The sequence below is a fragment of the Hylemonella sp. P2_B10 genome (assembly GCF_056404875.1).
Window position 1 is genome coordinate 191,686 of sequence record NZ_JBFUDE010000004.1, and the last position, 21,342, is coordinate 213,027.

Sequence of the window (21,342 nt, forward strand, 5' to 3'; positions counted from 1 at the left end):
TGCGCGGCGCGGCGCGGTTTCAGGTTGCGTTCAGGTGCCATCGCTATGCTGCTGCGCAAGCTGCCGCCGTGGCGGCCTTCAGGGAAGACACGAACCGCCATGCGAGCCCTCACCACCTTGTGCGCCCTTGTGCTGGTCGGCAGCGCCTGCGCGGCACCGGGTACGCCGCGCGAAGTCAATGGCAACCCGGCCGCCGACGCCGAGCAGGCCAGCGCCGCCTTCAAGGCCGAGGACTACCGTCTGGCCATCACTTGGGCGCAGCGCCATTTCAGCGACGGTGGCAATGACACTGCCGTACGCGCACTGCTCAGCCGCGCCCACTACGCGCTGGCCGACTTCGAAAACGCCGCCCGTTCGTTGCACCAGGAAATCGACCGCGCTGAAAAGGCCGCCCGCTCCCCCAGTGAGGACAGCCTGAAGCTGCTGGTGCAGTGCTATATGCGGCTCAACGACATCTCAGGCCAAACCTGGGCGCTGGAGCGCCTGGTCACCTACTACCCACGGCGCGAACACTGGGCCGACGCCATTGCGGCGATCCAGAAGAAACCCGAATTTGGCCACGGACTGATGATCGACGTATGGCGGCTGAAATTGGCCACCGGCGCCATCAGCGGAAGTGGCGAATACCTGGCCGCCGCCGCCGTGGCCCAACAGTTGGGCTTCCTGGCCGAGGCCAAGGCAGCGTTGGAACGCGGCTTTGCCGATGGCACCCTGGGCAGTGGACCGGACGCCGAGAGCCACCGCAAACTGCGCGCACAGCTCAACCAGCAGGCGGCGCAAGAAAAGGCCCGGGTGGCCGCTGGCGGCATGCCGGTGCCGGCCACGCTGGACCGTTGGGGCAATGCGCTGGTCAACGCCGGCCTGGCCTGCGTGACGCTGGGCGAAATCGAGCGCGGCTTCACGCTGATCAACCTGGGCCTGTCGCCGCCCACGCGTGACCGCCCTCAATACGACAAGCTGCACCTGGGCATCGCCCGGCTGCGGGCTGGACAAATGGCGGAAGCCGCCGCCGTGTTCAAGACCGTCACCGGCCGCCAGGGCGCCGCCGACCTGGGCCGGCTGTGGTACCTGCACACACTGCAGCTGCGCGAGACTAAGCCGGCAGCGCGGGCAGCTCAATGACCACGCACAAGCCGCGTTGCGATTCGCCCAAACGGGCATGGATGCGGCCCTTGTGCAGACCCACAATGCTGCGGCAGATCGCCAGGCCCAGGCCGCTGCCGGGGTAGTCCGCGCCCGGCCCACCGGCGCGCACGAAGCGCTCGAACATGCGCTCCAGCATGTCGGCATTCAGGCCAGGCCCCTGGTCGCGCACCTCCAACCGCCACAGGCCATCGGCCAGCACGGAGCGCACGGCCACCTCGCCGCCCGGTGGCGAGACGTGGATGGCATTGGTCAGCAGGTTCAGCAACACCTGGCGCATCCACTTCTGCTCAAAGGCCACCAGGCCTTCGCCACTGTGCACCAGGTGGAACAGCAGGCCGTGGTGCTCGGCCAGCACCTGAGCGTCCTGCGCCCAGGCCTGCAGGAAGGCAGCGGGTGGCTGCGGCGTCAGCTTCAGTTCGATGGCATTGGCGTCGGCGCGCGACAGCAGCAGCAACTCCTCGATGATGCGATTCAATTGCGCAATCTCCTCCAATTGCACGTGCACAGACTCGCGCTGCGCCGCCGTCAGGCCCTCGGCCGTCAGCAGCCTCTCGCTGTGCAGGCGTATCAGCGACAGCGGGGTCTTCAGCTCATGCGAGGCGTCGGAGGTGAAGCGGCGTATCTGGCCGAAAGATGCTTCCAACCGGTCGAACATCTGGTTCAGCAGCCGCGCCAGGTCGTCCATCTCGTCGCGCGCGCTACCCACCGGAATGCGCTCGCTCAGATTGTCTGAGCGTATGCGGTTGGCGGTGTCGCGTATCACACGCACCGGCCCCAGCAACACGCGGCTGAACAGCAGCCCTATGCCCAGGCTGACGAACAGCATAACGCCCAGCAGCGCCAGCGCCACGCGGATATAGCTGTTCAGGATTTCGCGCACCGGCGCCAACGGGGTGGCCACGGTGACCTCGAACGGCGGCAGTTTGAACTCCTCGGCACGCACCTCGCCCACCTCCTCGATCACGGTGTTGTAGCGCGGCTGTCCGTGCACATCTGGGATGCTGTGGCCCTTGAGGTTGCTGGACTGGAACACCGAGCCCTTGCGCGGCACGTGGATCTCCACATAGAACAGTGCGTAGGCGAAGTCGGCGATATCGCGCACCCGGGTCTCCATGAAAGGCGCGCTGACGGTGGCGTAGTCCGGCCCCAAGTGGGCCTCGATCTGGTGGAACTCCGCCTCGTTCATCAGGTCCAGTCCATGGACCAGGTGTGACTTCAGAAACTGGTACCCGGCGGCGAACAGACAAGCCAGCGTGGCTGTGGCCGCGCAGGCATACCACAGCGCCATGCGCGTGCCTATGGAACTCCAGTTCATAGCATCTGGTAGCCCACCCCCCGCACGGTCTTGAACAGCACCTTGCCGGGCGTCTCCAGCTTGCCGCGCAGACGGCTCATGTAGACGTCCAGCAGGTTGGTGTCCACATCGTAGTTGGATGACCAGATTTTTTCAGCGATCAGCGTGCGCGGCAGCACGCGTCCGTGGTTCTGCATGAAGATTTCCAGCAGCGCGTACTCGCGGCTGGTGAGGTCACGCGGCTGGCCATCCACCTTCACCGTGTGGCCCAGCAGGTCCAGCTGTATGCCGCTGTGGTCCAGCACGGTCTGCTTCATGGTGGACTGGCGGCGCACCAGCGAGCGTATGCGTGCCAGTAGTTCGTCCAGGCTGAAGGGCTTTTGCAGATAGTCATCGGCGCCATGGTCCAGGCCACGCACGCGGTCGGCCACGGTGTCACGCGCGCTCAGGATCAGCACCGGTTCGTTGAAGCCGCTGGCGCGCCACTGGTGCAGCAACTCCAGGCCATCACCATCAGGCAGGCCCAGGTCCAGCACGATGACGTCGTAGGTGGACTCGGCCAATGCATTGGAGGCATCGGCGCAACCGCGCACCCAGTCCACGGTGTAGCGGCACTCGCCCAAACCCTGCTTCAGGAATTGCCCCAAGCGTATCTGGTCCTCAACGACCAACACCTTCATTTGTCGTGTCTCCTGCGGCGCCGGCCTTCACGCGCCTCCTGCCGCCATTGTGCGCCCGCACGGGCCGCCAGGGCCATCGGTGACAACCATGAGCCCAACCTGAACAGTCTTTCAGGAAGGCGACAGGTTTGCTTCATTCGCCGGCCCTAGGCTTGGCCGCGTTTCAACCCCACTGCTTTCATGATCACCACCACCGCTATCTTTCCGCACGGCCCGCGCGCATTGCCGGCCCTGGCAACCTTGTGCGCGCTGCTGGCCGCCGCGCCTTCTGCACAGGCGGCGCTCAGCGACGAAATCCAGGTCTATGCCGACGACATCAATGCGCCCAAGGAATTCGGTCTGGAACTGCACACCAACTACACCATTTCCGGCCGTCGGGCTGCCGACTACCCCGGCGAGGCGGTGCCGCACCACGGCCTGCGCATCACACCTGAGTTTTCCTACGGCCTAACACCCACGCTGGAAGCCGGCCTGTACCTGCCGATGAACCACGGCGCCAACGGCAACACCGAGGCCGCCGGTCTGAAGCTGCGGCTGAAGTGGCTGCCCATCCGGGGCGACGAGGAAAGCGGCGGCTGGTTCCTGGGCGTCAATGGCGAACTCTCCCGGCTGCGCCAAGCCTATTCCGAATCGCGCAACAGCTTCGAGCTGCGCGTGATGGCCGGCTACCGCAGCCCGCAGTGGCTGGTGGCAGTGAACCCGGTGTTCGGCTGGAACCTGAGTGACGGCTACCGCGGCCAGTCGCCCGACTTTTCGCTCGCCACCAAGGTAGCGCGGACCATCGCCTCCGGCGTACAACTGGGCGCCGAGCTGTACATGGACATGGGCACCACCGCCAACATCCTGCCGCTGGCGCAGCAAGGCAACACGCTGTACGCGACGCTGGACTTCAAGGTCAAGGGCTGGGACGTCAACCTGGGCCTGGGCAAGGCCCTGACCTCCAGCGCCGACAACTACACCGTCAAGGCCATCTTCGGCATCCCCTTCTAAGCGAGCACACCATGCACCACAACCCTGCCAGCCCCCTTTCATGCCAACTGTTCTGGCGCCTGCTGCGCGCCCTGGGCCTGGCGCTGACGCTGCTGTGCACCGGCGCCGCCTGGGCGGCCGACACCGCGCCGGCCCTGGTCATCAGTTACCACGTGGCACCGGCCCAACGGCCGGCCCTGCGCACCGCGCTGCAAAGGGATGCGCTGCGCCAGTTCCAGCAGTGGCAGGCGCAGGGCCTGATCAAGGGCTATACGCTGCTGTTCAACCGCTACGCGGACTCCGACAACTGGGACGCGCTGGCACTGCTGCGCTTTGACGATGCCGCTGAGCTGAGCCGCTGGCAACAGGTAGAGCACGCCCACCCGGGTGGCCTGCCTGCATCCGCGCTGGCACTGACCACGGCCATCCACACCACGCCGGTGGAGGTTCCTCGCACCGGCGGTGCCGAGGTGCCTGGCCAAGGGGTGTACGTGGTGATTCCCTACACCGTGCTGATACCGGCCGGCGACTACCTGAAGTATGCCGACGGCTATGTGCTGCCGCAGTTCGATGGCTGGATGCAGGAGGGCGTGCTGTCTCGCTACGACATGTTCACCGCCCAATTCGGCGCCAGCCGGCCCTGGAGCACACTGATCGTGCTGGCCTACAAGGACGACACCGCGCTGGCCGCGCGCAACGCGGTGGTGGCCAAGGTGCGCGCCCGTTTGGCCGGCGACCCGCAATGGAAAGCCATCAGTGACGGCAAGGCCCGTGTGCGTGAGGAACGCCAGGTGGTGGTGGCCGACGCCTTGCTGCTGCGCTGAGGCCTACCGTGGGCACCGCCGCCGCAAGCCGCCTGAACAACCATTCAGGAAATCTACAGCTTGCCTTCAGCAGCGGCTCCTACAGTTCGCCCGGCTGAGTGTGTGTCCATTTCTCCCTTTGAGCGCACCCCGGCTTCCTCGCCAATCAAGACGTCCTATAACACTACACTGGAGACAACGAGATGAGACCCACCGGCCCCCTGGCGCTCCCCCACCGCGCCGCCCACGCCCAAGGTGCCCAGCCCGCCCGCAAGGCACGCAATGCCCACGGCACCCGGCTGCACGCGCTGGCCCGAGCGCTGCTGGGCACCATCGAATTGGCCGCGCTGGCGGCGCAGCCGCTGCTGGCACAGCAGGCTGCGCAACCTGTTGCGGCCAGCGCCAGCAGCCCCACGCAAGCGCCAGCCACCGCCGAAGCCGGCAACGACACACCGCGCGACGACTCCGGCCTGCCGCTGACCAAGGTCACGGTGTCGCGCCAGCAGATCGAGTCCGGCGCCGAGCAGGAGGGTTATGGCGAAGCCGTCAAGAGCGTGCCCGGCAGCATGAGCAACAACGGCAAAGGCAGCGCCAACGACGCCATACGTTTTCGCGGCCTGCAGTTGGGCCTGTACTCCAACTACCGCATCAACGGCGGCCTGGCTATTACCAACGTCATCACCATCCCCACTGAGGACAAGCAGAAGGTGGAGGCGCTCAAGGGCGCCAACGTGCTGATGTTCGGCCTGGCCAGCCCGGCCGGCATTCTGAACATGGTGACCAAGCGCGCCACCGACAAGGACGTGACCACGCTCACCCTATCGGGCAACACCTTTGGCCAGTTCGGCCCCTCTGTCGACATTGGCCGCAAGTTTGGCGACGACAAGCAGTTCGGTGTGCGGGTCAACATGTCGCAGACCCACATCGAAACCGGCACCCATGGCATAGGCGGCACCGGCAACTTCTTCAGCTTCGCCGGCGACTGGGCCATCAGCCCCAAATTCGTATTGAAGCTCGACTACGAGACCTACCGCAAGGACGTGGTGGAACAGGCCGGCATCGTGCCGCCCACGGCGGTCAAGGGCGTGATCACCGTGCCCGCGCCACCAGACCCACGCCAGCTGCTCTCCGGCCCCTGGGACGTGTACACCCCGCGCACCGAAAACACCATCGTGCGCGCCGAATACCGCCCCAGCCCCGACACCTTTGTGGTGGCCGAGGCCGGCACCTCCAACTCGGAGCGCTCGCGCACCCAGGCCCGCATCACGCTGAAGAACGTACTGACCGGCGACGGCAACGAGAACATCACCTTCATCAAGAACCAACAGTACGAGAACACCTACCGCAAGCTGGAGTTGCAGCAGAAGTTCCACACGGGGTCGCTGAGCCACGAGCTGACGGTGGGCTACTCCTCGGCCGAGCGGGACTCCAACATCCCCTCCACCTACAGCCCCACCGCCGCCAACAACAACAAGGCGCAAAACATCTACAACCCGGTGGAGATCGCCGCGCCGATCGACCCGATGACGCCGCAGACCTTCAAACCCAACCAGTCGAAGGACGCGGGCGTGTACGTCTACGACAACCTGGACCTGGGCGGCGGCTTCAAGCTGCTGGCCGGTCTGCGCCAGACCGACTACCAGTTCAGCCAGGCCATCGTGGCCAATGGCCCGCTGGCCACCACCACCTACAAGCCACTGAACAAGGGCCTTGGCCTGCTGTGGGAATTCGCCCCGCGCACCACCGCCTACGCCAGCTACATGCAGTCGCTGGAGGATGGTCCGATCGCCCCTTCGGGCCCCATCCAAGGGCTGAACGTGACCAACGCCTTCGCCGTGCTGGAGCCGGCGCCGGCCACGCAGCGCGAGATCGGCGTGCGCACCAGCTACTGGAACGCGTTGTACCTGAACGTGGATTACTTTCGCATCGAGAAGGCCAACACCAACCTGATCCAGGACTCGGCCACCAGCACCAAGTTCGTCTACGACGGCGACCTGCTGCTGCAGGGCTGGGAAGTCGCCGCCAACCTGCAGCTGGACCGCCACTGGGCGGTGAACGGCTCGGCCCAACTGATGAAGTCGCGCCAGATGGGCGGCGCGAATGACGGCATGTCCACCGAGAACACGCCTGACCGCATCATCACCGGCAACGTGGAATACAAGCCCGGCTGGACGCCAGGCCTGACCTTGAAGGCCGGCATGTCCTACGTCAGCGAGCGCTACATCGGCAATGCGCAGCAGGGGCAGATTCCTTCCGTCACGCTGTATTCGGTGGGCGCCTCTTACCAGACCCGCATCGCAGGCAAGCGCACCTCATTCCAGCTGGGCGTGGACAACCTCACCAATGTGCGCTACTGGTCATCGGCCACCAGCAGCGCCTTTGGCGCCGGTATGGACCGCGCGGTGCGCTTCAGCGCCAAGACGGACTTCTGACATCTGCGCACCGGGAGCCCGGCCATGAAACGCCTCGCACACATCCTGGTAGCCGCGCTGGCCCTGCTGGCCGGCCAGAACGCGCTACCGCAGGCCGAGCGGCCGGTGGCCGTGGCCGACCGCGTGCTGCTGCTGGTGGACGAGATCCATGCACTGCGCAATTTCCCGGTGGTGCTGGCCGACAGGCTGGGCTACCTGAAAAGCGGCACCATGGCGGTCACGGTGATGAACGTGCGCTACGACGTGGGCCATGCCGACATGCTGGCCGACGGCCGGGTGGATGCGGTGATGGCCTACTACCACCACAACGTGGTCAACCACGCCCAGGGCCGGCCCAGCCAAGCCGTGGTGACGCTGGGCGTCACGCCCGGCATGAAGGTGTTGGTGACCAACACCGCGCACACGCGCTACAAGACGTTCGCCGATCTAAAGGGTGCGCGCATCATCAGCGGTGGCGCCGGCTCGGCCAAGACCACGCTGGCCAATGGCCTGGTGCTGGCCGGCGGCCATGCGCTGGCCGACTACAACCGCCTGGGCTCGGAGAGCAAGGACGCCAACGCGGAGGCGTTGCGTAGCGGTGGCGCCGACCTGGTGGTGGCGCCCATCCCCGACGATGGCTTTTACGAGTCGCGCGGGGTGGCCGGCCTGTTCGCCGATCTGACCGGGCTGGAGGCCACCCGCAAGGCGCTGGGCGCGCCCTTCCCCTCCAGCACCATCTTCATGGCCAACGAACGGGTAGCCGCACACCCGGAGATGGCGCAGCACCTGGCCGATGCCTTTGTGCGCACGCTGAAGTTCATCAACAGCCACAGTGCCGAGGAGATCGCTGCGTTGATCCCCCCCGAGATCAAGGGCAAGGACCCGGCCGCCTACCTGCACGCGCTCAAGGAGCAGATGCGCATGTTCGCCAACGATGGCCTGATGCCCGCCGACGGCGCGCGCAAGGAAGTCCAACTGCTGGCCGAGGCCAACCCCAAGTACCGCGGCGTGGTGCTGGAGCAGACCTACACCAACCGCTTTGTCACCGAGGCATTGAAGAAGTACCGCTGAGACCGGCCGGGACTGGGTTTTCCTCGCACCGCCCTTCTACTCAATGTGCAACCAATCGAGCGTGCGCCCGCCCACATGAAGAAGCCGATCGGGCCTGGCACCATGCGCTACAGTAGAGGGTAGACAAGCCGACAACACGGCTGCATCCAGGGAGGACGCTGATGGTGACACGATTTCTGTGCTTACTGAGCATGCTGCTGGCGCTGTGCGCCGGCGAGGGCCACGCGGCCGGCGCGCAGCAGCAAGAACCTGGGGCAACGCCCCGCGCGCTCGAAGGCATGTCGGTGGCCTGGGAGCCAGTCGCTTTCGATATCCACTTTCACGGCTACGGCGGCTTGCTGCAGCCGAAGCTGCCTTCCACTGAAATCCGTCAAAGAGCGGATGCCACCCTGGATGAACTGCTGCAGATGTTCGGTCGCCGTATTTCCGCCGACATGGACACGGCACTGAACCGCGTCGGCATCGCCCGCCGGCCGGCCGAGACAGCCCGCTGGCGCATCACGCTGCAGCCCTCCGAGGGCTACTACGCCCCGGATACCCGCTTGAAAGGCGTCAACCGCTCGCTGACGATACAGGCCAGCCTCTACGACGTCACGCAGGCCAAGGTGATCTGGACCGACACCCAGAAATTTTGGGGCGTCACCTCTACCCAGGAAGGCGACGCCACCGTGCTGGAGTTCGCCGACAAACTGGTTGACGTGATGCGGCGCTACTTGCCCTGAGCCCGGCCGCTGCACCACTGCTCAGCCGGCATTGCGCCCCGACGCATACGGCCCGGTGGCCAGCTTCACACGGTCCTGCTCATCGGCGTTGTCGGTCACCAGCACCTGGAAGCTGGCGCCGCCCGGCGCCACCCGCACCACCACATGGCCTTCGGTGCTGCGCATGCGGCTGACCAGCCGGCGGTTGGCCAGGTAGTTCTCGCGCGTGAGGCCGGTGGAGAAGATGTCGCGCGCGCCGTGGTACAGCCGTTCGCTCAGCATGCGCTCCATCTGCAGCATGTCGGGGTGCGAGATGTGCCAGGCCTGGATCAGCCAGGCCTGCGGGCGCAGCACGCGCACGGCCGGTGCGCTCAGACCATCGAACATGCCGTGGTGGTCCGCGGTGGCCACGTCCACCGGACCGCACACGCGGGCGGCGGCGGTCAGCACATCGCGCCAGGGCTGGTCGCCGTCGAAGCTGTAGCTGGTCAGGTCACCGGCGGTGAAGTAACCAAAGCGGCCTGAGGCGATGCGCACGGCGGTGGAGCACATGTTCTCGTTCGGGTAGTCCTTGGTCGCCAGGCTGTACAGCGGCGGAAACATGGCGCGCGCCTGCTCGCCCTCGCCCGTCCACACCTCGCCATTGACGGCCAGGTTGCGCACGCCGAAGGCCGGCGTGCCGGCGGGCAGCGCCACATGGCCCTTGGGCGCGATCTGCGTGCCGCGGCCGGCCACAAAGCGCTGGACCGCCAGCCCCTGCTTTTGCCGTGCGCGCACAAAAGCGAGGTAGTTGTCAGCAAAGCGCGCCTTGATCACCATGGGGTCGTCGTAGCCAGGGAAAGCGCGGTCCAGCAGCGTGCCCACCGGCAGCAACTCGGCCACGTCCATCACGCCGGTCAGGCGGTAGTCGCCCTGCGTGGAACGCGGAGAATCATTCGTCACGTCGCCCAGGTGGTCCGGATGCAGGTGCGTGACCAGCAGGTAATCCAAGGCACTGCGCCCCGTGGCGCGCAGGTGCCGTTGCACATAGCGGCCCACCCATTCGCCAGGGCGGCGCTGCGCGCTGGGGCGTGGTGGCGTGGAGGTTTCGGGCGCGTCGGCACTGGCGCCGGCATCGATCAGCAGGCTGGTGCCATCCGGCATCACCACCAGCGTGGCATTGCCGCGCCCGGTGGCGATGTGGTGAATGTCCAGCGTGCCGGGCGTCCACGGCGCCAGCGGCTGGCCCACGGCGGGGTGGGCGATAGGCGCGGCGTCTGCGGCCCACAGCGGCAGCGGTGCAGCCAGCAGGCCGCTCAAGAAGTGTCGACGGTCCATGCCTAGAATTTTGCGCTCAACGACAGCCCATAGGTGCGCGGCTCGGCCAAATATTCCGCCCGCACCACCTGGGTGGAGCGGGTCAGTATCAGCGGCGTATTGGCCGCGTTGCCCACCCAGGCGATCAGCTTCCACACCCGGTCGGCCGACTCGTAACCCAGGTTGAAGCTGGTCAGCCCGTAGCTGGGGATCTGCAGGTTGGGGTCGTTGGCGGCACCGGTGTTGTAGGTGTCGCGCCACGAATAATTCAACGCCCCCACCAGGAAGCCGCTGGCCAGCGGCAGGTTCAGGTTGGCGCCCAGGCTGTACTGGTTGCGCGGCGCAGAAGACAGCGGGTTACCGCTGTTGTTCACCGTGCCCACCACAAAGCTGTCGTAGCGGCCGTTGATGCGGCTGTAGCCACCTGTCAGGTCCAGCCAGGCCACCGGCCTGTAGGCCAAATCCAGTTCGCCGCCGCTGACGGTGGCGCGGCTGGCATTGACGATGGTCAGCACGCCGGTGACCGAGTTGTTCACCAGCTCCTGCTTGTCGGTGTAGTCCATCTGGTACAGCGAGGCGTTGACGCGCAGGCGGTTGCCCAACCACTGGCTCTTGAAGCCCAGCTCGTGGTTGGTCACGTACTCGGGGTTGAAAGGCGTCCTGAAGATGGCGGCGGTGCTGGCGTCGCCATTGAAGCCGCCGGCGGTGAAGCCGCGCGTGGCGCTGGCATAGGCCATCAGGTGGCGCTCTGGGCTCCAGCTCAGCACCACGCGCGGCGTCACCTCGCTCCAGCTGGCGTTCGCCCCGCTGACGCTGAAGTTGTTGGTGGGCCGCGCCAGGTCGGAGCGCGTCAGGTTGGCGGTCTTCTCGTCGCGGGTGTAACGCAGGCCGGCCGTCAGGTCCAGCGTGGGCAACAGGTGCACGGTGCCGTCGGCGAACAGCGCCGCACTGGTGGTGTCCACCTGCTGCTCGGCCAAGGTGGAGCTGGCCAGCGCACCGGTCCTGGCCGTCAGGCCGCGCACGGCCAGTTGACGGGAGCCGTTCTCGCGCATGTAATACAAACCGGTGACGAAGTCGCCCCAACCCCACTTGGGGCTGGCGTAGCGCAATTCTTGCGAAAAGGTGCCGATCTGGTCCGCATCGCGCGTGACGCTCTGGCTGCCGGTGGTGAGAAAGACGTAGTTGGCGCCGACGCCGGAATAGTCTTCGGTGGACTGCGACTTGCGGTAGGCGGTGACGGAGGTGACCTCGCCCGCGTCCAGCTTCCAGTTCAGCCTGGCCGACAAGCCCGAGATGCCGCGGTTGAAGCCCTGGTCCACGCCCACTTCGGACGTGCGCCGGTCACCATCGTCGCCCAGCGTGTTGGACGACAGCGTGCGCCCACCGTTCCAGTCGTCGCTGTGGTCCAGCGTCAGCATGGCCTCCAGGCCATTTGCGGGCTTGAGCAGCAGTTGCGCGCGGTAATTGCGGCTGTGGATGTCGTCCTCCATCTTGCCGGTCAGCCGGTCCACGCCGTAGCCGTCGCGGTCGCGCACCGAGGTGGTCAGCTTCAGCGCAGCCGTGTCAGACAGCGGCAGGTTCACCAGGCCGGAGAACTTGCGCTCATTGAAGCTGCCCAGCGTGCCCTGCACCTCGAACTCGCGCTCCTCCGTGCTGGGCTGGCGCGTGGCCAGCACGATGGCGCCGCCGGTGACGTTGCGGCCAAACAGCGTGCCCTGCGGCCCTTTCAGCACCGCCAGCGACTCCAGGTCGAACAGCTCGAAGCTGGCGGCACTGTTGCGCGGGATGAAGACGTCGTCCACCACCACCGCCACCGGCTTGCTGACACCGATTTGCGAAAACGTGTTGTTGATGCCGCGTATCGCCAGCGTGGGGCTGTTCTGGCTGAAGGCCGACACCAGCAGGCCCGGCGTCATGCGCGCCACGTCGGCCAGATTCTGCACGCGGCTGGCCTCCAGCGCCTTGGCCGACAGTGTGCTGATGGCGATGGGCACGCTTTGCGCCGCCTGCGGGCGCTTTTGCGCCGTCACCGTCACCGAGCTCAGCGAGACCTCGGCGGTGCGCCGCAGCGTCACGGTGCCGCCGTCATCGCCGCCCAGCTCCAGCCCGGTGTTGGCGATCAGCTGGCGCAACGCTTCGCGCGCCTCGTAGGCGCCCTTCAGCGCATTGCTGCGCAGGCCCTTGGCCTCGGGCGGCACCACGATGCGCAGGCCGGTCTTGGCAGCCAGCGCGGCCAGTGCCTCGGCCAGATCCTGCGCCGGCAAGTCCAGCCAGATGCCCTTGAAAACGACAAAGGCACCACCCGGCTCGCGCCGCACCAGCAGACCGCTGTCGCCCAGCAGGGCCTTGAGTGCCTGCTCCTGCGACAGCGCGCCGCGTGCGCCTGCGGTGGCCACGCCTTTCACATCAGCCGCGTTGTACAACAACTGCGCGCCGGACTGCGCCGCATACGCGTCCAGCGCCGCCTTCAACTCGCCGGCGGGGATGTTGACATCCGCCCCCTGCGCAAACGCCGCGCCGGCCGCGCCCCAGACCACCAGCGCGCACAGCGCGCTCACCCAACGACGTCGAAACCGCATGTGAAACCCCGTTTTGAAGAATTTTGAAATCGACAAGCCCCGGATGGCAACACGGTTGCGTTGCCGCCTCCTGTGCTGAGACGAGCCGCCAGCACAAATCCGGTATGCCGGCGCACATTTGTTCGCGGCGCTGCCGCGCCCGCTCAGCGGTGCACGCGAATTTCTTCCTTCTCTACCTCCACCTTCAAGCCAAAACCCTGCTGCAACAAGCGCGCAAAGCCCTGCACGTTGTCGACGTTGAAGCTGCCGCCTATCCGCAGCTCGGCGGCGGTGGCGTCGGTGATGACCAGCTTCACGCTGTTGTAGCGGTTGAACTCGGCCGCCGCCTGCGCCAGCGTCATATCGTCCAGCACCAGCCGGCCCTGGCGCCAGACGAGCTGGTTGGCCACCTGCTCGGCGCTGCCGTGCGTCACCGCTGCCTGGCCGTGCGCCAGCACCAGCGCGTCGTTGCGGGTGATCACGGTGGCCGCCGCCGAATCAGGCCCTGCGCCCCCTGTGGCACCCACGGCCGCCACCTGCACCCGGCCCTCGGCCACCACCACCTTCAGCTGTTCGCCGTCGCGTCGCACCGAAAAGCGCGTGCCCAGCACCGTCACCCGGCTGCTGCCCGCTTCCACCACGAAGGGGCGCTGGGCGTCGTGCGTCACCTCAAAATAAGCTTCACCGCGCTCCAGCCACACGGTGCGCTGACCATCGGCCATGCGGGCACGCAGCCGGGTGTCGGTGTTCAGCGCCACGCGCGAGCCGTCTGCCAGCGCCACCGATTTGGTTTCGCCCAAAGCGGTGCTGTAGCCGGTGCCCGGGCGCAGCAGACCGCTGGCCGCCAGCACGCCACCCAGGGCCGCCGCCAGCAGCAAGCCAGCCGCCATGCGACGGCTGGAAAAGCGCGACCAGACTAGGCCCCAGCCTGGCGCCGCCACGCTGGGGCGGCACGGGTCGCGCAACAGCGTCAGCCGGTCCGCGCGCTGCCACGCATGGGCCAGGCGCAGGTAGGCCACGCGGTGGGCGGTGGCGGCCTGCAGCCAGGCATCCAGTTCAGCCTGTTGCGGCTGCGTCCATCCACCGGCGTCGCGCCGGGCCAGCCAATTGGCCGCCTGCTCCTCTATCTGTGATGCATTGCTCGTAGCCATGTCTCAAGTCCCGCCCATCTCGTGGTTGTCGTTGTTGTTCTTCTTCGGCCTGAAACGCAGCGCGGCCCTGGTGGCGCCCACCACCACGCCACAGGCCAGCAGCGCATCAGTCAGCGCGCGCATGCCTTTGGCCACTTGCCGCTCCACCGTGTCCTCGGTGATGCCCATGTGGGCGGCCACCTCGCGCTGCGACAGGTCGTCGATCTTGCGCAGTTGCACCACCTCACGGCAGCGCGGCGGCAGCTCGTCCAGCGCCAGCTGCAGCAGGCGCAGCTCCTGCCGGCCCGAGGCGTGGCGCTCGGGCGTCAGTTCGTCACCGGGCAGCTCCAACGTCTCCAGCTCGGCATAGGTGTCGATGGACACCACGTGCGCGCGCCGCGCCAGGTCGATCAGCAGGTTGCGCGCGATGGCGAACACAAACGGCTTGACCAGGGCCGGCGCGCCCTGCCGGGCGGCGGCTTCGTAGGCCCGCACATAGACCTCTTGCCGCAGGTCCACCACGTCATCGACCTCGCGCCGGTTGCGGCGCAAAAAGCGCAGCAAGGCCGCCTCCAGCGGCAGCACTTCGCTGACAAACCAGTGATCGAGGTCGGCGGGGGCCATGCAAACCCTGTGCGTTGCGGTGAAAAGTCCAGGCGAAAAAGCGCGGGCGCAGCCCGCCACCTCAGCTTAGACGAAGCACACGGCAAATTCCGGTACGCAACCGGCGAAATATTTTCAGCCGCCGGTCAGCAGCTCACCAGCGGGGTTCGCCATCCAGGTGCGCGGTGTCGTTGAAGCGGCGCAGCTGCCAATCCGGGCCCAGCACCACGATGCTGTGCAGCGAGCAGTTGTCCGCGCCGTCGAACACACCGGGCCGGGCATCGGCCGCATGGGCCGTCAGCACGCCAATGACACCGCCATGCACCACGCACACCACGCGCTGGTCGCGGTGGCGCGCATGCAGCGCCTGCAAGGCGGCCACGCAGCGCGTGCGCAACTGCGCAGTGGTTTCGGCGCCGGGAATGTGCCCCCACTCGCCCTCGGCCACCACGCGGGCCCACACGGGGTCGCGCCGGGCGGCGAACTCGCGAAAGCGCCCGCCTTCCCACTCGCCCAGGTAGACCTCGCGCAGCTCAGGCACCACGCCGGCCTGCAGGCCATGGGCAGCCAGCAGGGGCGCAGCCGTCTGCGCGGTGCGGCGCAGGCTGGTCACATACACCGCGTCCACCCGCTCCTGCGCCAGCCGGCGGCCCACGCGCTCGGCCTGGGCCACGCCCTCTTCGGACAGCGCCGGATCGCCATGGCCGTCCTTCAACGGGAACAACTGGCCCGGCACATAAGGCTGCGAGGCGCCGTGGCGCACCAACACGAACTCGGTGGCGCCAGCCGGCGGCACATAACGGGTCTGGCGGTGGGCGGTTTCGGAGGTGACGGGGACTTGGCTCATGCCCGCATTGTCGCAAAGCAGCATGGTCAGTTGGTTAAGATGGCAGCAATGCTTGACCCCCGCCCCGCCGCTCCCGCGCGCCCGCTGACATTCACCGCCGACACCCGGCTGCAGCAGATGCGCCAGGATTTCGTCAACACCGGCTGGACCGGGCTGGCGTTGCTGGTGGCGGTGATCCTGGGCATCACGCTGTGGCGCGTGTCCGATTTCCCGTCAGACAAGAACTGGCAAGGGCCCCTGGCCAGCGTGACGCTGCTGGCGCTGGTGTTCTACACGCTGTACCTGTTCCGCCGCCGGCTGCCCTACACGCTGAAGGCCAGCGTGCTGGTGGGCATCTTCCTGCTGGGCGGCGCCACCTCACTGCCGGTGTTCGGCTATGCCGGTGGCGGCAGCACGGCCTGGATGGTGACCGGCTGCATCATCGCCGCGCTGCTGTTTTCCAAGCGCGTGGCCATGGGTGCCATCGGATTTGCCACGCTGGTGCTGGGGTTGGCCGGCTGGGCCTTTGTCAGCGGCTGGCACAAGCTGCCGGTGAACCTGAACATCATGCTGACGCAATGGCCCTCCTGGGCCAATGTGATGGTGTCCGTGGCGGCCACCACCGGCATCATCACGCTGGCGCTGGCGGCCTACAGCCGCGGGCTGCTGCAGGCGCTGAAGGAGCTGGAGAACCAGCGCGACCAGATCGAGCACATGGCCAGCCACGACAACCTCACCGGCCTGCCCATGCTGCGCCTGGCGGTGGACCGCTGCGACATGGCGATACGCCACGCCCAGCGCGCGCAGCAGAAGGTGGCACTGTTGTTCATCGACCTGGACGGCTTCAAGGCCGTCAATGACACCTTCGGCCATGAGGCCGGCGACCACGTGCTGCGCGAAGTGGCCAAGCGGCTCAAGAGCAGCGTGCGCGCGGCCGACACGGCGGCCCGCATAGGCGGCGACGAGTTCGTCATCCTGCTCACCGGGCTGGAGAACGCCGATTTCGCCGGTGACGTGGCCGCCAAGCTGATACGTGTGGTGGGCCAGCCCATTGCCTACGAAGGCCAGGAACTGGAAGTGGGTGCCAGCGTGGGCATCAGCATCTTCCCCGACCATGCGACCGACACGCTGGCGCTGCGCAAGGCCGCCGACGAGGCCATGTACAGCGCCAAGAAGGCCGGCAAGAACAGGCACCAGCTGGCGCAAGTGCAGGCCTGAGCCGCTAGTGTGCTGTCGCGCAAATACCTGCGCAAAAGGAAATCGATGAATTTGGGGCCAGGGCAAGGCGCAAACCGCATCGATACCTATAGGTATCGAGAGGATTTGCAACGCCGCCATGGCCCCAAAGGCGCGATTTCATGCGCAGGTATTTGCGCGACAGCACACTAGCTGCGGCCCAGCCAGTCCAGCGCGGCGGCGCACATCTGTTCAGCCGGCAAGGCAGCATCCAGTTGCAGCACGCCGGCCTCGCCGGCCGGGTCTTCCAAGGTGGCAAACTGGCTGGCCACCAGGCTGGCCGGGAACAGGTGAGCCGCCGCCCGCGCGGCCACACGGGCATTGGCGTCCTGCTGCTGGATGCGGATGTGCACAAAACGCAGGCCCGGCACAGCCGCGCGCAGCCGCTCACGGTAAGCCCGCTTCAGCGCCGAACAGGCCAGCACTGCGCCGCCGGCCTGGGCCTCCATGGCCTGGCCCAGGCTGCCCAGCCAGCCAGCGCGGTCGGCATCGGTCAGTGGCACGCCCTGGGTCATCTTGCGCACGTTGTCCGGCGGGTGGTACTGATCGCCCTCGATGAAGGGCAGTTGCCTGGCGTCGGCCAACAGCCGCGCCAGCGTGGACTTGCCACAGCCGGCCACCCCCATCACCACCAGCCACAGCGGGGCCGCTGCGGCGGTGGCGGGGTCAACGGGCGGGGTTTCAGACATGGGCGCGACGGGTGCTTTGGCGGTTGGCGTCATGGTATCGCCATCAAGTCCGCTGGCCACGTGCCGATGAAAGGACTACAGTAACGTAAAGCATCGGACCGCCATCGGCGGCCCGGGCCACACCCCTTCGGGACCCGATCCATGCCTTTTGCAAACCGGCAGCCCTCAGAGCCCTACGAGCCGCCCATGGTGCACCGCATGCCCCTGTTCCGCAGTGGCGTGACGGTGTACCTGAACAACACCGAGGCCGTCGTCAGCCACGTGGTGCTGCGCCGCGGCCAGTTGCTGGTGCAGTTGAAGGAGCATCCGGCACCGATCGACGCCGACCTGTTAATGTTAGCGCCCACTGCCGTTTCACTTCAGCGCCAGCCTGATGCGCCGCTGACGCTGCACTAGCAGTCCCCTTAAAAAGTCGTCCAATCGCCGTCGTTGCCAGCGGCGGGGGCCACCGGCGTGGGCGCGGGCGCTGCCAAACGCTGTGCGGTTGGGGTGGCTGCGGGCTTGGGGGTCACCGTGGCAGCCCGGGCGGCGGTTTTGGCCGCCGGCTTGACAAACTTCTTGGCCGGAGCCGCCAGGCCGCGGCGCTCGCCGCCGGCCGGCGGTGCGCCGACGGAATGGGCGGCACGCACCGCTGTGCGCGGCGCCGCCATGTTGGCACTGGCGCCTGGCGCCAGCTGGAACACCGCCACCGCCTGCACCAGCTCCTCGGCCTGGCCCTTCAGGCTGCTGGCGGCCGCTGCCATTTCCTCCACCAACGCGGCGTTTTGCTGCGTGGTCTGGTCCATCTGCGTCACGGCCTCGCCCACCTGGGCCACGCCCTGGGCCTGCTCGCTGCTGGCGGCGCTGATCTCACCCATCAGGTCGGTGGCGCGTTGGATGGCGGCCACCACCTCTGTCATGGTGGTGCCGGCACGGTCCACCAGGGCACTGCCCTGGTCCACCCGCTCCACGCTGGCGGTGATCAGCGTCTTGATTTCCTTCGCCGCCTCGGCACTGCGCCCGGCCAGTGCGCGCACCTCGCTGGCCACCACGGCAAAGCCGCGGCCCTGTTCGCCGGCACGGGCGGCTTCCACGGCGGCGTTCAATGCCAGGATGTTGGTCTGGAAGGCGATGCCATCGATCACCGAGATGATGTCGGCGATCCTGCGGCTGGCCTCGTTGATGCCCTTCATGGTCTCCACCACCTGGCCCACCACCTCGCCACCCTGCACCGCCACGGTGGAGGCCTTCATGGCCAGCTGGTTGGCCGCGCGGGCCGACTCCGCGTTCTGCTTCACGGTGGCGCCCAGTTGTTCCATGCTGGCCGCAGTTTCCTCCAGCGCGCTAGCCTGGCTTTCGGTGCGTGCCGACAGGTCGTGGTTGCCCTGGGCGATTTCGGCGCTGGCAGTGGCCACGCCCTCGGAGCCCTGGCGCACATTGGCCACCACCTGCGTCAGGCTGCCCTGCATGTCCTTCAGGCTGCTCAGCAACTGGCCCAACTCGTCGCGCGAGTTCACGTGCACCTCGGCGCTCAGGTCGCCCTGGGCCACGCGGCGGGCGATCTGGTTGGCCTGGCGCAGCGGCCCGGTGATGGCGCCGGTCAGCAGCCAGGCAATCAGCACGCTCAGGCCCACGCTCAACGCGCCCAGCACCGCCAACAGCGTGCGGCTTGTGACGGTCATGTCGTCAATGGACTTGGCGGTGGTGTCGATTTCGCGCCGCTGCATGTTCAGCAGCTCTTCCATCTTCGCCAGGTAAGCGGTGGCGCTGGGCGTGAACTTGTCGTCCAGCATCTTGCCGGCTTCTTCCACCTTGCCTTCCTTCTTCAGCGCCACGATGGCGTCGCGGGTGGACAGGTAGCCCTTGCGCAGCTCGCCGATCTCCGCGTACACCTTCTTCTCGGCGTCGGTGGTCATCAGCGGTTCGATCGCCTTTTGCAGCTCGCTGGAGGTCTTTGTGGACTGGGCCGCGTCGTTGGCGAAATAGCCCGCCAGCGAATCGTCGCTGCTCTTGGCGATGGCTTGCGTGCGGCGCACACCGGTGTACAGGTTGCGATACCAGTCGCTGATCAACCGCTCGGTCTTGACCGAGTTGTCCACCATGTCGCGCGTGGCGGTGGTGACGGCGTTGAGGCGGCTGATGCCCACCAGCGTGACGAAGATGGACAGCGCCAGGATAACGGCAAAACCCAGGCCCAGGCGCTTGGCCACGGAAAGATTGGAGAGGAATGGCATGGCGAGAGACTCCGCGAGGATCGTTGTGCGGCCGGAATAAATGGCCGCAGCCAGTGTACTGCGGCCCCAAGGTAAAACGCGGCCCCCTCTGGGGTACAGGGAGCTACGCGCAGTGAGCGACCGTGGGGGTCAACTCACCTCGCCCATCTGGCTCTGCAGGTAGTTCTGCAAGCCCACCTTGGCCAGCAACTCGATCTGCGTCTCCAGGAAGTCGATGTGCTCCTCGGTGTCGTCCAGGATGCCCTGCAACAGGTCGCGCGACACGTAGTCGCGCACCGTCTCGCAGTGGGCGATGCCGTCCTTGATGGTGGCCTGGGCGCCCTGCTCGCTCTTGAGGTCGCAGGCCAGGATCTCAGGCACGTCCTCGCCCACCAACAGCTTGGCCAGGTCCTGCAGGTTGGGCAGCCCGTCGAGCGTGAAGATGCGGTCCATCAGCTTGTCGGCGTGCTTCATCTCGCCCATGGACTCCTCGTATTCCTTCTTCGCCAGTTTGTCCAGGCCCCAGTGCTTGAGCATGCGGTAGTGCAGGAAATACTGGTTGATCGCGGTCAGCTCGTTCTTCAGCTGGGCCTGCAGGTGCTGGATGACTTGAGGATCGCCCTTCATGGTGTTCTTCTCCGGTGACTGTGGTGTTGTGTTGCACCGCATTGTCCACGCCAGCGCGCGCATCGCCAAGCCGACACCTGCAATACCCACCTGCCGATGCTTTTGTTGCGCATGAGGCTGAGAGCCATTCTCATTTCAGCGCTTGTTGGATAATTCCTCAACCACCCTCTCTCAGCAACCCGCGATTGCCCGCCCCTTGCCTTCTGGTCTCCTTTTGCCTGCCGTTGTGCGTACCCCCTGCCGCCTGATGTCCGCCGTCCTGGCCGGCGCACTGCTGGCCTGCGCCAGCGCCGCCCAGGCACAGCCGACCGCCAGCGCCAGCGTGTACCTGGAGCAGCTCACCTGGACCGAGGTGCGCGACGCGCTGCGCGCCGGCCAGACCACCGCCATCATCCCGGTGGGCGGCACCGAGCAAAGCGGACCGCACATCGCCCTGGGCAAGCACAATGCGCGCGCCCAGGCGCTGGCCGGGCTGATCGCCAGCAAACTGGGCCACACGCTGGTGGCACCGGTGCTGGCCTATGTGCCCGAAGGCGCCGTGAAGCCGCCGCAAGGCCATATGCGCTATGCCGGCACGATCTCGGTGCCGGAAGACGCTTTCAAAAGCCTGCTGGCCGGCAGCGCGCGCAGCCTGCGGGCACACGGTTTCACCGATGTGGTGCTGCTGGGCGACCACGGCGGCTACCAGGCCGCGCTGAAAGGCGTGGCTGACCAACTGAACAAGGAATGGGCCGGCTCAAACGCACGCGCCCACTACGTGCCTGAGTACTACCAGGCAGCCGACAGCGGTTTTGCCACCGAATTGCGCGCCAAGGGCTACAGCCCGGCCCAGATCGGCAGCCACGCCGGCCTGGCCGACACCAGCCTGACGCTGGCCCTGGCCCCCGGCCTGGTGCGCCCGCTGCCCACCGAAGCGCTGGACAAGGCCGCCAGCGGCGTGGCCGGCGACCCGCGCGGCGCCACCGTCGCCCTGGGCCAACTGGGGGTGGATATGATTGTGGCGCGCACCGTTGCTGCGCTGCGCGCGGCGCTGAAACGGTAAAAAAGCGTAAGACCTCTCTAAAACCAACCCGATGGCCCCACAGTTTTGACGTTCATCAACGCCACTGC

The 21,342-nt window shown here is 66.9% G+C and carries 19 protein-coding genes; 9 read left to right on the forward strand and 10 right to left on the reverse strand.

The window, feature by feature from the left end; translation table 11 throughout:
- Positions 1-99: 99 nt before the first annotated feature.
- Positions 100-1,122, forward strand: a complete 1,023-nt coding sequence (locus tag AC1DX2_RS18695) for a hypothetical protein (RefSeq protein WP_477197905.1) — start codon at positions 100-102, stop codon at positions 1,120-1,122.
- Here AC1DX2_RS18695 and AC1DX2_RS18700 read toward each other — a convergent pair.
- Complete coding sequence (locus AC1DX2_RS18700) at positions 1,094-2,461, reverse strand: sensor histidine kinase (protein WP_477197906.1); 1,368 nt, start codon at positions 2,459-2,461, stop codon at positions 1,094-1,096. The two genes, AC1DX2_RS18695 and AC1DX2_RS18700, sit on opposite strands and share 29 nt — an antisense overlap.
- On the reverse strand, positions 2,458-3,120 hold the full coding sequence (locus AC1DX2_RS18705) for a response regulator transcription factor (RefSeq protein WP_477197907.1): 663 nt from the start codon (positions 3,118-3,120) through the stop codon (positions 2,458-2,460). The genes AC1DX2_RS18700 and AC1DX2_RS18705 overlap by 4 nt, the downstream gene beginning before the upstream one ends.
- Before the next feature lie 180 nt (positions 3,121-3,300).
- Between AC1DX2_RS18705 and AC1DX2_RS18710 the strand changes: the two genes are divergently transcribed.
- From AC1DX2_RS18710 to AC1DX2_RS18730, 5 genes are all read left to right on the forward strand, one after another.
- Positions 3,301-4,110, forward strand: coding sequence for a hypothetical protein (locus AC1DX2_RS18710; RefSeq protein ID WP_477197908.1), 810 nt, complete (start codon positions 3,301-3,303; stop codon positions 4,108-4,110).
- A gap of 11 nt (positions 4,111-4,121) precedes the next feature.
- Positions 4,122-4,913, forward strand: coding sequence for a hypothetical protein (locus tag AC1DX2_RS18715; protein WP_477197909.1), 792 nt, complete (start codon positions 4,122-4,124; stop codon positions 4,911-4,913).
- Between the two features lie 182 nt (positions 4,914-5,095).
- The gene (locus AC1DX2_RS18720; RefSeq protein ID WP_477197910.1) at positions 5,096-7,324 is read left to right on the forward strand and encodes a TonB-dependent receptor; all 2,229 of its coding nucleotides are present in this window, start codon (positions 5,096-5,098) and stop codon (positions 7,322-7,324) included.
- 24 nt (positions 7,325-7,348) lie between these two features.
- Complete coding sequence (locus AC1DX2_RS18725; protein ID WP_477197911.1) at positions 7,349-8,374, forward strand: ABC transporter substrate-binding protein; 1,026 nt, start codon at positions 7,349-7,351, stop codon at positions 8,372-8,374.
- A 161-nt stretch (positions 8,375-8,535) separates the two neighbouring features.
- Entirely contained in the window at positions 8,536-9,096 is a 561-nt protein-coding gene (locus AC1DX2_RS18730) for a hypothetical protein (RefSeq protein WP_477197912.1), read from the forward strand.
- A gap of 21 nt (positions 9,097-9,117) precedes the next feature.
- On the opposite strand, the gene AC1DX2_RS18735 is transcribed toward AC1DX2_RS18730, so the two are convergent.
- The 5 genes from AC1DX2_RS18735 to AC1DX2_RS18755 form a co-directional block, all read right to left on the reverse strand.
- Positions 9,118-10,392 (reverse strand): ComEC/Rec2 family competence protein, encoded by a 1,275-nt coding sequence (locus AC1DX2_RS18735; RefSeq protein ID WP_477197913.1) that lies wholly within the window; start codon positions 10,390-10,392, stop codon positions 9,118-9,120.
- Positions 10,393-10,394: 2 nt separating this feature from the next.
- Positions 10,395-12,950 carry a TonB-dependent receptor gene (locus AC1DX2_RS18740; protein ID WP_477197914.1) on the reverse strand — a complete coding sequence of 852 codons (2,556 nt, stop codon included), beginning with the start codon at positions 12,948-12,950 and terminating at the stop codon, positions 10,395-10,397.
- A 143-nt stretch (positions 12,951-13,093) separates the two neighbouring features.
- Entirely contained in the window at positions 13,094-14,080 is a 987-nt protein-coding gene (locus tag AC1DX2_RS18745; protein WP_477197915.1) for a FecR family protein, read from the reverse strand.
- 3 nt (positions 14,081-14,083) lie between these two features.
- On the reverse strand, positions 14,084-14,683 hold the full coding sequence (locus AC1DX2_RS18750) for an RNA polymerase sigma factor (protein WP_477197916.1): 600 nt from the start codon (positions 14,681-14,683) through the stop codon (positions 14,084-14,086).
- A gap of 133 nt (positions 14,684-14,816) precedes the next feature.
- On the reverse strand, positions 14,817-15,509 hold the full coding sequence (locus AC1DX2_RS18755; RefSeq protein ID WP_477197917.1) for a histidine phosphatase family protein: 693 nt from the start codon (positions 15,507-15,509) through the stop codon (positions 14,817-14,819).
- A 48-nt stretch (positions 15,510-15,557) separates the two neighbouring features.
- On the opposite strand from AC1DX2_RS18755, the gene AC1DX2_RS18760 reads away from it, so the two are divergent.
- Positions 15,558-16,706 (forward strand): diguanylate cyclase domain-containing protein, encoded by a 1,149-nt coding sequence (locus tag AC1DX2_RS18760; protein ID WP_477197918.1) that lies wholly within the window; start codon positions 15,558-15,560, stop codon positions 16,704-16,706.
- A gap of 167 nt (positions 16,707-16,873) precedes the next feature.
- On the opposite strand, the gene AC1DX2_RS18765 is transcribed toward AC1DX2_RS18760, so the two are convergent.
- The gene (locus tag AC1DX2_RS18765; RefSeq protein ID WP_477197919.1) at positions 16,874-17,413 is read right to left on the reverse strand and encodes a gluconokinase; all 540 of its coding nucleotides are present in this window, start codon (positions 17,411-17,413) and stop codon (positions 16,874-16,876) included.
- A gap of 141 nt (positions 17,414-17,554) precedes the next feature.
- On the opposite strand from AC1DX2_RS18765, the gene AC1DX2_RS18770 reads away from it, so the two are divergent.
- Positions 17,555-17,809 (forward strand): hypothetical protein, encoded by a 255-nt coding sequence (locus tag AC1DX2_RS18770; RefSeq protein ID WP_477197920.1) that lies wholly within the window; start codon positions 17,555-17,557, stop codon positions 17,807-17,809.
- Between the two features lie 8 nt (positions 17,810-17,817).
- Here the strand turns inward: AC1DX2_RS18770 and AC1DX2_RS18775 are convergent, their stop codons facing one another.
- Positions 17,818-19,626: a methyl-accepting chemotaxis protein gene (locus AC1DX2_RS18775; protein WP_477197921.1), complete on the reverse strand. Its 1,809-nt coding sequence runs from the start codon at positions 19,624-19,626 to the stop codon at positions 17,818-17,820.
- Between the two features lie 129 nt (positions 19,627-19,755).
- Complete coding sequence (bfr, locus tag AC1DX2_RS18780; RefSeq protein WP_477197922.1) at positions 19,756-20,232, reverse strand: bacterioferritin; 477 nt, start codon at positions 20,230-20,232, stop codon at positions 19,756-19,758.
- A gap of 247 nt (positions 20,233-20,479) precedes the next feature.
- Here bfr and AC1DX2_RS18785 point away from each other — a divergent pair, with 247 nt between their 5' ends.
- A complete protein-coding gene (locus tag AC1DX2_RS18785; protein ID WP_477197923.1) occupies positions 20,480-21,274 on the forward strand; it encodes a creatininase family protein in 795 nt (264 codons plus the stop codon).
- The last annotated feature ends 68 nt before the right edge of the window (positions 21,275-21,342 follow it).